The organism is Paenibacillus antibioticophila (assembly GCF_000455265.1).
GTDB classification, from domain to species: Bacteria; Bacillota; Bacilli; order Paenibacillales; family Paenibacillaceae; genus Fontibacillus; species Fontibacillus antibioticophila.
Genome location: NZ_HG005141.1, coordinates 259,986 through 270,896, shown reverse-complemented (window position 1 = coordinate 270,896; position 10,911 = coordinate 259,986). Strand labels below are relative to the sequence as shown.

11 protein-coding genes are annotated in these 10,911 nt (G+C 53.3%); 6 read left to right on the top strand and 5 right to left on the bottom strand.

Going from position 1 to position 10,911, the window contains the following annotated elements:
• Positions 1 to 1,498 (bottom strand): ribosomal protection-like ABC-F family protein (abc-f, locus tag TX85_RS18320; protein ID WP_044481158.1); only part of this gene is annotated, 1,498 nt, incomplete at its 3' end.
• A 468-nt stretch (positions 1,499 to 1,966) separates the two neighbouring features.
• Here abc-f and TX85_RS18315 point away from each other — a divergent pair.
• Positions 1,967 to 2,440 carry a hypothetical protein gene (locus tag TX85_RS18315; RefSeq protein WP_233500794.1) on the top strand — a complete coding sequence of 158 codons (474 nt, stop codon included), beginning with the start codon at positions 1,967 to 1,969 and terminating at the stop codon, positions 2,438 to 2,440.
• A gap of 39 nt (positions 2,441 to 2,479) precedes the next feature.
• Here the strand turns inward: TX85_RS18315 and TX85_RS18310 are convergent, their stop codons facing one another.
• Genes TX85_RS18310 through TX85_RS18300 form a run of 3 tightly spaced genes read right to left on the bottom strand, consistent with a single transcriptional unit; the run spans position 2,480 to position 4,312 of the window.
• Positions 2,480 to 3,370: a DUF4097 family beta strand repeat-containing protein gene (locus tag TX85_RS18310; protein ID WP_044481157.1), complete on the bottom strand. Its 891-nt coding sequence runs from the start codon at positions 3,368 to 3,370 to the stop codon at positions 2,480 to 2,482.
• Entirely contained in the window at positions 3,360 to 3,989 is a 630-nt protein-coding gene (locus TX85_RS18305) for a DUF1700 domain-containing protein (RefSeq protein WP_044481156.1), read from the bottom strand. Before TX85_RS18305 ends, TX85_RS18310 begins: the two co-directional genes overlap by 11 nt.
• Positions 3,986 to 4,312: a PadR family transcriptional regulator gene (locus TX85_RS18300; protein ID WP_044481155.1), complete on the bottom strand. Its 327-nt coding sequence runs from the start codon at positions 4,310 to 4,312 to the stop codon at positions 3,986 to 3,988. The genes TX85_RS18305 and TX85_RS18300 overlap by 4 nt, the downstream gene beginning before the upstream one ends.
• Before the next feature lie 342 nt (positions 4,313 to 4,654).
• On the opposite strand from TX85_RS18300, the gene murI reads away from it, so the two are divergent.
• Positions 4,655 to 5,434 (top strand): glutamate racemase, encoded by a 780-nt coding sequence (murI, locus tag TX85_RS18295; RefSeq protein ID WP_044481154.1) that lies wholly within the window; start codon positions 4,655 to 4,657, stop codon positions 5,432 to 5,434.
• A 428-nt stretch (positions 5,435 to 5,862) separates the two neighbouring features.
• Here murI and TX85_RS18290 read toward each other — a convergent pair whose 3' ends face one another.
• Positions 5,863 to 7,428, bottom strand: a complete 1,566-nt coding sequence (locus TX85_RS18290) for an FAD-dependent oxidoreductase (RefSeq protein WP_044481152.1) — start codon at positions 7,426 to 7,428, stop codon at positions 5,863 to 5,865.
• Positions 7,429 to 7,583: 155 nt separating this feature from the next.
• On the opposite strand from TX85_RS18290, the gene TX85_RS18285 reads away from it, so the two are divergent.
• The 4 genes from TX85_RS18285 to TX85_RS18270 form a co-directional block, all read left to right on the top strand.
• Positions 7,584 to 7,976 (top strand): Fur family transcriptional regulator, encoded by a 393-nt coding sequence (locus TX85_RS18285; RefSeq protein WP_044481151.1) that lies wholly within the window; start codon positions 7,584 to 7,586, stop codon positions 7,974 to 7,976.
• Entirely contained in the window at positions 7,955 to 8,767 is an 813-nt protein-coding gene (locus TX85_RS18280) for a response regulator transcription factor (protein ID WP_049895049.1), read from the top strand. Before TX85_RS18285 ends, TX85_RS18280 begins: the two co-directional genes overlap by 22 nt.
• 73 nt (positions 8,768 to 8,840) lie before the next feature.
• The gene (locus TX85_RS18275; protein ID WP_044481150.1) at positions 8,841 to 9,677 is read left to right on the top strand and encodes a uroporphyrinogen-III synthase; all 837 of its coding nucleotides are present in this window, start codon (positions 8,841 to 8,843) and stop codon (positions 9,675 to 9,677) included.
• A 178-nt stretch (positions 9,678 to 9,855) separates the two neighbouring features.
• Positions 9,856 to 10,911 (top strand): DEAD/DEAH box helicase (locus TX85_RS18270; protein ID WP_044481631.1); only part of this gene is annotated, 1,056 nt, incomplete at its 3' end.

Genomic DNA, 10,911 nt, shown 5'->3' with positions numbered 1-10,911 from the left:
ACTCCTCCAGCGTCTCCTCCAGCGCCTCTCTGGATTCGATATCCAGATGGTTCGTCGGCTCGTCGAGTAGCAGCAGATTCGGCTTGCGGTACATCAGCATCGCCAGCCGCAGGCGGGTCCACTCGCCGCCGGACAGGCTCCGCACCTTCTTGAACACGTCGCTGCCATAGAAGAGGAAGCGGGCCAGCTGGCCTCGTGCTTCCCCGGTCTCCATGCCGAGCTCCCTGCGGAAGTAGTCCAGGACACTTCCGTTCTCCTCGGCCGGCGCCGATTCCTGAGCCAGGTAGCCCGGCTCAACCCGGGCCCCGAGCCTGGCCTCGCCCGCATCGGGCTGGATCAGGCCGAGAATGCTTTTCATCAAGGTGCTCTTGCCTGTTCCGTTGCCGCCGATCAGCACGGCTCGCTCCCCGTAGCGGAGCGTCTGGCTGATCCCTTGGTACAGCTGTCTCTCAGCAACAGAGTGGCTAAGCTCTCGCAGGATGATTGCATCCTTGCCTGAACGATCCGAAGGATCCAGTTGAAGCTCCATCCGCTTGCGCTCCAGAATCGGGCGCTTCAGCTTCACCATGCGGTCCAGCGCCTTCTGCATGGAAGCAGCCCGGCGGTGGAACCCCGGATTCGGCGGGTTGGAACGGTTGCCCCATTCGATCAATTGCTTGATCGTCTCCTGCATTTTTTTGATTTTCTTCTGCTGTTCTTGATAATCGGCAAATTGCTGGAGCAGGCGGGCTTCCTTCTCCTCCTTGTACCGGCTGTAGCTGCAGTGATAGGTGAACGCCTCGCCGTCCTCCAGCTCGATAATCTTCTGTACAACCGCATCAAGAAAGTAACGGTCATGAGAGACGACAATCACGGTCCCTGCGTAGTCCCTCAGGAACTCTTCCAGCCACTCGATAGCCGTCATGTCGAGGTGATTTGTTGGCTCATCCAGCAGCAGCAAGTCAGGCCGCTGAAGGAGAATCACTGCCAGGCCGACCTTGGTCTTCTCCCCGCCGGAGAGGGAAGAGAAGGGGCGGTCGAAATAGGAGCGGGGAATCCCGATCCCGGCGGCAACCCGGTCGATCTCGGAATCCATGCTGTAACCGCCGCCCTGCTCAAACAACTCCTGCAGCCGTCCGTATTGCTGGAGCAGACTGTTCAACTGCTGCTCCTCACCGCCCGTCCCGTTCAAGTTGCCCATCTCGGCCTCCAGGCGGCGCATTTCCTGCAATGCCTCTAATTGCTGTTTATAGGGGGAACGGAGTACGCCAAGGACGGTTTCCTCCAGTCCGTAATCCGGAATTTGTGCCAGCGAGGCAATCACGGCGTCCCTTCGGACCATGATCTGCCCTTGGTCAGGCGCTTCCTCTCCTGTCAGCAGGCGCAGCAGCGTCGTCTTGCCGGTGCCGTTTCGGCCGACCAGTCCTACTCGTTCGCCTTCCTTGACCTCGAATGTGACCTCTTGCAGCACCAGCTCGGCACCGTAATATTTTTGAATGCTTTGACCTTGAATCATCATGGAGATTCTCCTTTCAACCGCTCCGGAAAACCTGCCGGGACAACAAAAAAGGCTGCAGGAAATTCCTGCAGCCTTCTAGCGCGCACAGCGACTAAATCAGTCAGTGAGGCAGGGGAGGAGCGGGTTTTCGCAATTGGATTTGGATATCGAGTTTGTAAAAATGGACAGACTAATCCCGTTGAAGGTCTGAACATGAACAATGCCAGATAATGCCATAGGCAATTGGCTGACTCGATTCCATACTAAATTGCGATCCACTTTCCCCACCTCCTTTTCGAAATAACAAGATATGGAGATTATATGACGAGAGCTCTTATTATGCAAGCAGAATAAAAAATGAAGGCGGCTTGCTTGTTTTTTTTCAGAGCGCAGTTCTCTATAATCATTTTAAGATGCGTTGGCCGTCATGGCCGGGCTTATGTCCAAAGCAAGATTAGACTTCATTTCCGTACAGCAAGGAGTTTTAATTTGTATATCTTAAATGCCAGAATGATCGTGAAGCAGCTCTTGAAACAATCCGGAAGCCAGGCCCGGGTGCGGTTGAAGCACCGCTTCCCCGGCGGCAGGAATGTAGGGGGGAAATACAGTATTTCCGACCATAGCGTAACCCTGTATCTTTATGAAATTCGTAAGCAGTGCCGTATTATGTTTGGCTCGGCGTCGTTATCGCTCTGTAAGCAGCTTCTGCGAATTGTGCTCGCCCATGAACTGGGGCATGCGCAGGACCCTCAGTTGTCCGAGCTCAGTGATTCGATGGATGCCTGTGAATCTCGGCTGGACCGCAGCCGCCTTGCCTTGCAAATCGAGGAGAACGCCTGGAATTACGCAAGGCAATTGCTGCCGGCGGCCTCCATGGAGATGCTGGAGATTGTAGCGGGGCACTCGTTGAGCGCGTACCGTGAAGTCATCGCAGAGGAACAGGCCCGGCAGCATATTGCCTGACCTGTTCTTCTGTTTAGGAGGATCCCCGGCTTGCCGCTGTCAATCGATGCGGATATTTCCCGAGTTTGTCCGAATCTTGATCACGTCCCTCGTCTCCATGGGCGAATCCGGTGCCTTGACCGTGCCGGAACCGGCCTTCAGATCATAGATGCCCTTAAAGGCTTGATCATGGGATAGCGTAACATTTCCGGAGGTCACCTTAATATCAAGCTGATCAGAGCGTTGATCCTCCAGTTTGACATTCCCCGAAGTATTTTTGATTACACTGGAGCCTTGAAGATCCCGGATCGTGATATTCCCGGAGAAGCCTTCCGCTTGAAGATCTCCCTGAACCGAGTCCGCCTTGATATTACCTGAGACTACCTTTAACCTTGCCGAACCGGTAAGGCCCGAGAGGGTGATATTGCCCGAGGCGGTCTCCATGTCAAGCTGTTCGGCAGAAGCTGAATCCAGCTTCAGGTTGCCGGACAGGGTCGTCAGCTCGATCCGATTCGCCTGTAATCCGTTGAAGGTACCATTGCTATGGCTCAGTTCGACCTGCACGCGTTCTATAAGCTCTGTATCAGATAGAGCGACAGTAATGGCTTGATCCGTCGTTTGGAAGTCCACGGTGAAGAAGCTCCAGGACTCCGGATTCGTCAGATCCAGAGAAACCTTCGGTCCGCTAACCTCGGAGGCTTCCAGTCTGTCGATCAGTTTCTGCTTCATATTCCCTGAGACCTCGATATAATTGCTGCCGTCCTGACTCGGAATGAACTTCATATTCACATTTGAACCGCTCTTGATGCGAAGCTCCTGGATGGAATCCAGCTGCCACTGTTTTTCAAAGTATGGAAGCTTGTCGGTAAAGCGAAAGCCTTCGTACGCCATGCCGGCAATTCCGATGAGGATAAATAGGATGGAGAGCCGAGACCATTTTTTAGGATTCATTTTGTTGTCCTCCTCTGACGATGCGTTTATGCCAGTTCTTATAGCTTAGGGATAAGGAGAGCATCCCTTTGAACAAAGGTTTACATCCAAGCCCCAGAAGAATCCCGATACCCACCATGAATAATGATGCATAGGCCTTGGCCGGAAAAAATCCGTTTCCGAAGGCATAATCCAGACCCACCAGCACAGGGGAGAGGATGCTGACGGCTGCGGCGATCGCGATGCATACGACAACTGCCCAGAATGAGAAGATCAGAGGAACGGCGACAAGGTTCAGCAGAAACAGGCCCGATACCGCAAGTGTCTGCGCTGCACTTCTGCGCGGTTTGGCCGCAGGCAGGCCGGATAAGGGAGTTGCCTGTGATGAAGGCTGAGAAAATGAATAATCAGCAGGGTTGGACCAATATACATGCTCATTCTCGGTATTGCGTTCTCTTAAGGCCTCTTGCGCAAGCTCATACGGATCTCCAAGCTCCCGGGCAATCTCCTGCTCGGTCTTGCCGTTTTGCAGTCCAAAGGCAAAATGGGCCTCATAATCCTCCATTAATTCATGGTATTCTTCAGGCGGCAGAACCGATAAATGCCCTTGAAGCTCCATTAGAAATTGTTCTTTATTCATATTCGGCTTCCTTTCTCGATAAGTTTCGATACACCGGCCGTAAACAGCCGCCATTCTCTAACCAGCACTTTCATATGTGTCTCTCCGGAGGCGGTCAGCTTGTAATACTTCCGGGGAGGTCCCTCAGACGACTCCTGCAAATAAGTCGTGCAATAGCCTTCGTTAACGAGCCTGCGCAAGAGCGGATAGAGCGCACCCTCGGCAACCTCGATATGTTCGGAGACCGATTGGGCCAGCTCGTAGCCATAACGGTCCTGTTCATGAATCAGAACCAGCACGCATAGCTCCAGAGCGCCTTTTTTGAATTGAACGCTAATATCCAAGCTGCAATCACCTCAATCCAGAATTCTAGTTAATGTACGAGCACAGCTATCATGGTCCATATAAGCTGAACTAGTGATGATGCTAATGTTCAAACCTTATAGCGAAGGCATACGCGTATTGTACTGATTAATGTTCAGTAGTGGTTTAAGAAGATGATATCACTGGGTACTGAATAATGCAAGATAGTGGTAAAATAAAAATAGCTCCTCTTTATGAACGCAAGAAGGAGCTATGAAGTACCGATAGTTAATTAAGCTTATGAGCAGTATAATTATAAAAGAAGCGGAATGCACTTAAGAGCAGTACGATCATTTTCAATTATTCATGAGAAGAGTGGAATTATGAGAATAGGATTTTTTGACTCTGGCATAGGTGGAATAACTGTACTTCATCAAGCGTTGAGATTGTTGCCCCAAGAAGATTATCTTTTTTACGCAGACACTTTGCATGTTCCCTATGGAGAAAAAACGAAGGAAGAAGTTAGAGAATACATTCTTGATGCCGTAGATTTTATAGCTGCCCAAAAGGTTAAGGCTTTAGTTATTGCCTGCAATACAGCCACCAGTATCGTTATTGAGGAATTGCGCACGCGCTATGACTTTCCCGTTATAGGTATCGAGCCTGCCGTAAAGCCGGCCATTGAGAGATGGGCGGGAAAACAGAAGAAGGTTTTAGTATTAGCTACAAATTTGACCTTAAAGGAGAAGAAGTATAATGATTTGGTTCAGCGCATAGGTCAGGGGGAGAGTGTAGACAGTTTGCCGCTTCCCGGGCTTGTTCAGTTCGCTGAAAACTTTGTATTTGATGAAGAGAAAATGGTCCCCTATCTGGAAAAAGAATTATCCCTTTTTGACCTGAAGCAGTACGGAACGGTGGTGCTTGGTTGCACCCACTTCCCTTATTTTGAGAACAGCCTCAGGAGAGTTTTTCCTAAGGATGTCGATTTTATCTCTGGAAGTATTGGAACAGCCAAACACTTGAAACAAATCCTTGAACTTAAAAATCAGGTGAACCAAGGCACAGGCGACATCCTATTTTTCAAGTCAGGTGTAAAAGTTGAGGATACACTCCTGTTAGCTAACTATCACAGTCTTTTTGAGGTTCTAGATAAGTTATCCTGAACGAAAGTAAGTTCTCTATTTGTAAAATCGGGGGTTTCCCTGGTCATACTGTTCATTAAAGAGCCAGACCCAAGCTGGAGCGGAAGGAATTCGTAGTTTGATTTTATACGGAAAATCGTACAAACACTTAATGTTATGGCCGTGATTTCTTGGCTTTGTACGAAAAACCACCTAAATACCGTCAGGTATCGGGCAGAACGGCAGATTTTATACGAAAAACCATCTAAATGCCCGGTTTGCCGGGAGCGAATAGGCTGATATGTACGAAAAAACATACAACTGCTGCAAACAGCTGCACTGCTCCATAACGTCACGTTGCTAATCCATAGCTGGTCCAATGAGCCTGAAAAGAACAAAAAGGACGCGAGCCTCCCGGCTCGGGTCCTTTTTGTGAGCGGATTACTGCCCTGTGTTGGCTTGCGGTCATGCTATTCCCTTGTTCCGTATTGCGGTGTAAGACGGGAAAGGTCTTCGGTTGCCGGACCTTCCAGAACATGTCCCTTGTAATCGAAGCGGGAGCCGTGGCAAGGGCAGTCCCAGGAGCGCTCCGCCTGATTCCAGGCGCATTCGCAGCCCAAATGGGTGCAGGTGGTGTCAACGAGGTGGATGACGCCTTCCGGATCCCGGTATGCGCCCGCCCGTTTGCCTAGATGCTTGACGACCGCGCCTTGATCCGGCATCAGATCCACCAGCTTTCGGTGCACCATTTCAACCTTCCCTGAAATAAGCTCCTTGGCGACATCCGCATTCTGCACGACGAGATTTCTAAGTCCCGGGTTCACCTTGAAGCGGGAAGGGGAGAATAAATCGGCAAGCTTGTTATCCTTACCCTGAATCAGGTCGGTGATCAGCAGAGCGGCCAGCGTGCCAGAAGTCATTCCCCATTTAGCGTAGCCCGTAGCAACGAAGATTCGGGGGTGCTTGGAGGTGACGGGACCGATATAAGGGACCTGGTCGATCGTGATCAGATCCTGAGTCGACCACCGGTAAGGAATGCTCTTCGCCCCGAAGGTCGAGCCTCCGAATTGCTCCAGAGTCTCGTAGTGCTTGATTGTACAGTCGCTATCGCCTGTTTTATGATTTTCGCCGCCGACGAGGATCAGTTCCTTGCCGTCCCACTCTGCCGCGCGAAGCGACCGTTTCGGATCGCCGCAGTTGATATACATTCCACCCGGGAAGCTTGTCTCGGGCTCCAGGGCTACCACATAGGACCGCTCGGCGTGAAGTCTGGTGAAATACAGCCCACCGCCGTCATAGAACGGGAAGTGGGAGGCGGATACCGCATAGCGGCAGGTTATCTTGAAGCCGTTCTCGGTATGCAGCAGCAGGCTGCCGTCCTCCTGCTCTTCGGCCTTATCCGCCATTGTAGTCTGCTCGTAGAAAGCCCCTCCGTGCGAAGAAATGTATTCCACCATATGCTTTAAATAGAGCAAGGGGTGGAAACGGGCTTGGTTCGGCATCTTTATGGCGCCCAGCACGTGGATCGGAAGCGGCAGGGTATCGGTCCACTCCGCCGGAATACCAAGCTGCTCATAGGCCTCCCATTCCATCTTCAGATCGGCGAGCTGCTGCTCCGAGTCGGCGTACAGGTAGGCATCTTCCTTGTGAAGCTGGCAGTCGATTTGGTGCTCCTGTGCGATATCGACGATATAACGCTTGGCTTCTTCATTGGCATTATAGTACTGCCGGGCAGCTTCTTTCCCGAAATGATCGACCAAGTGACGGTAGATCAGGCCGTGCTGGGAAGTGATTTTAGCGGTTGTGAAGCCTGTCGTTCCGTCCAGGATCCTTCCGGCATCAATGACGGCGACTTTGTAGCCTGCCCGGATCAGGGCATAAGCGGAAGTGATCCCGGTGATTCCCGCTCCTGCAATCAAAACGTCGGTGGTCAGGTCGTCTTTCAGAACGGGAAAATCAGGGAGTGAAGCGGTTTTTCTCCATAAGGATTCAGGGTACCGGGGCAGACCTGTAGAAGTGAATGAGCTGCTGTTCATGAGAGTTCCTCCTTTTTGGATTCTGCTGTACATTATTACCACCGATGGAGGTTTGGAAACGAAGCGGAATGGAATCCGATAAAATTGACGAATAATGAATTAAGACTTATACTAATTCTAAATAGTTCAAACTACAAAAAGGACTGATTGCATAGATGAAAGCCTTGAATCTTACAACCCAGCGTCAAGCTGTTTATGATGTCGTACGCCAGGCTCATGATCATCCCACGGCTGCGGAGGTCATGAACCGGCTGGTGGAAAAGGGATATAACTTTGCATACGGAACGGTGTACAATTCTTTGCGCTACCTCGTGGATAAAGAGATGATCCGGGAGCTCAAGCTGGGCGAAGCGGCAAGCCGCTATGATGCCAAGCTGGATGAGCACCAGCATATTTTGTGTGAAGTGTGTGGACGAGTGGATGAGGTCATGACCCAGGTTCCTGCAGACTGGAGCTTGGCGGTCGCCGGCGAGACCGGCTATGAGGTGCACCATGCACATGTCGTATTCGGGGGGGTGTGTGGAGCATGCCAGCAGAAAAGATCATGAAGCGAGCCGTTCTGCAGAATGGTAATATAACGCCGATTCGCCGTCCGCAGGAGCCTGCATTTGAGGCGCCGGCAGACGGAGAGATTATGATGTGCCCGGTGACCCAACGGGTCATTCTTGTCAGTCCATATCCAAGCGGGATTCACGAGCTGGTTCGGGATCTTTCCGAGGATTGCTTCGATGTACTGGTGTTCCACCATTGGGACCAGGGGATTCGCAATGCCCAATCCGCCGACTTGCTTATCTTCGACCTGACTCCGGTCCGGAGCCGGGAAGAAATCTCCAAGGTGCAGGCGCTGCTTCAGGAAGCGGGAGAGGTGCCTTCCATGCTGCTTGTCAGCGAGGCCCTGCTGCTTCAATTCAGCAAGGAGATGCCGAATCAGGAGCTGCTGGTATGGCCGTCACGCTCCGGAGAGGTGACCTACCGGGCGCGCCGGCTTATGCGAACAACGCCCCAGCGGAGCGATTCCTCCCGTTTGCTTAGCGGTTCAGCCACGGCGATATACAAGGATCTGTGGATTGACCGCAAGAAGATGAGCGTCTATAAGGATGGCAAAATCCTTGAACTGACGAAGACCGAATATGAACTGCTTACCAAGCTGATTGAGCGGGAGGGGGCGGTGCTGTCCCGGGAAGATTTGCTGACGGAAGTCTGGGGGACGACCTTTATGGGCGGCAGCAATATCGTCGATGTCCACATCAAGAGCCTGCGCAAGAAGCTGGGAGATCGTGCTGTAAATTCACTATATATCGTGACCGTTCGCGGTGTAGGCTACCGTCTCGCGGACTAACATTCCATTCAATGAGGTCATGAAGGTGGAGGGAAGCCTCCGTACCGATTATTCAGGCCAGGAGGAGAACAGTATGGCGCGAAGATTAGAGGGGAAAAGAATTGCAATCACCGGACCGCGGCGGGCGGAGGAATTGAGTAAGCTCGTCGAAAATATGGGCGGGATTCCGCTGCTGAGACCGGCCCAGGGAACCGTGCTGCTCGATGATCAGGAGCTGCGGCAGGGGCTGGCGGACTGGATGGAGCATCCGCCCGACTGGGCGGTGTTCACCACCGGAGTCGGCCTGAATGCGCTGCTTGATCTGGCGGAGCAATCGGGACAAGCGGCGGCCTGGCTCAAGGTGTTGGAGAATAGCCATATTGCTGCCAGAGGCTATAAGACGGTTAACGTTCTGAAGAAGAACGGCTTGTCCGCCCGGGTGCGTGATGATGACGGCAGCTCCGAGGGACTGATCCGCAGCTTTCAGGCGGGGGGCTGCGTGCTGGAGGGCAAGGAGGTCATTCTCCAATTGTATGGAGATACGGCCCCGAGACTGTCCTCCTGGCTTGAGGAGCAGGGCGCCCATTTGCGACAGCTGCTGCCGTATCGGCATATTGCTCCTCCAGAGGAGCAATTGGAGCTGCTGCTCTCCGATTTGCTTGGCGGACAAGCCGATGCGGTGACGTTCACGAGTGCCCCGCAGGTCCGCTTTCTGCTGGAGCATGCCGCGTCACAAGGAAAGCGCGAGGAGCTGCTGGAGGCGTTCCGCGGCCCTGTCGTAGCTGTAGCGGTGGGCAAGGTTACGGCCCACGGGCTGCATGAAGCGGGAGTTCCCCGCATCGTAGCTCCGCGGGAAGAGCGTATGGGCAGCATGATGGTGGAGCTTGCGCGTTATTATGCGGGCGAGGCGCAAGCGTTAGTTGAATCCTGATAAATACAGGCCATTTCAGGGCCGGTGTGCCGGGGTTACCGGAGCACACCGGCCCTTGGTGTGAGAATAGGAATTGTACTGCAGACTCTGTTACAATAGTGCTTGAGAAGTCGCGGGGAGAGCAAAGCGGCTTAATAACTAATGAGGTGAATGTATTTTGACGATAACGTTTAAGAGCATGGGTGTGTCCCAGGCCGTGGTTAACATATTGCAGGGGCAAGGAATCGTGAGTCCAACCCCGGTACAGGAGCAGGCCATTCCGGTAGCCGTCGCAGGCGAGGACGTCATCGTCCAGGCCCAGACCGGGACCGGCAAGACGCTGGCTTTTCTGCTGCCGATTCTGGAGAAGATTTCGCCGGCCAAGCCGGATGCCCAGGCGCTGATTATTACGCCTACGCGGGAGCTGGCGATTCAGATTACAGCGGAAGCGCGTAAGCTGGCTACCGCCCGGGAAGGACTGTCCGTGCTCGCAGCATATGGCGGACAGGATGTGGAGCGCCAGCTTCGCAAGCTGCATAACGGCACACAGATCGTCATCGGCACGCCGGGCCGGCTGCTGGACCATCTGCGCCGCGGTTCGCTGAAGCTGGGTGCGGTGCGCTTTCTGGTACTGGACGAGGCGGATCAGATGCTCCATATGGGCTTTCTGGCCGAGGTGCAGGATATTCTCGCCCAGGTGCCGCGCAATCGGCAGACGATGCTGTTCTCGGCGACGATGCCGGATAATGTGAAGCGGCTGGCGAAGAACTACATGTCCCAGCCGCGCGATATCAAAATTGCTGAAAATTCACGGGTTACCCTGGATAGCATTAAGCAAATTGTTGTGGATTGCACGGACCGTTCGAAGCAGGACGCGCTCAAGGCAATGATCCGCGAGCACCGGCCTTATCTGGCGGTGATCTTCTGCCGGACGAAGCGCCGGGCCAGCACCTTGAACGAGGCGCTGCAGGCTGCGGGCTTCGCTTCGGACGAGCTGCACGGCGACCTGTCGCAGTCGAAGCGCGAGCAGGTCATGCGCGCATTCCGAGACGCCAAGCTTGAGCTGCTGGTGGCTACGGATGTAGCCGCCCGCGGCATTGATGTGGAGGGCGTCACGCATGTGTTCAACTACGACATTCCGCAGGATGTCGATAGTTACATTCACCGCATCGGCCGGACTGGCCGGGCGGGGGAGAAGGGGATCGCTATTACCTTTGCGTCCCCTAAAGATGTGGAGGCGCTGCGCAGCATTGAG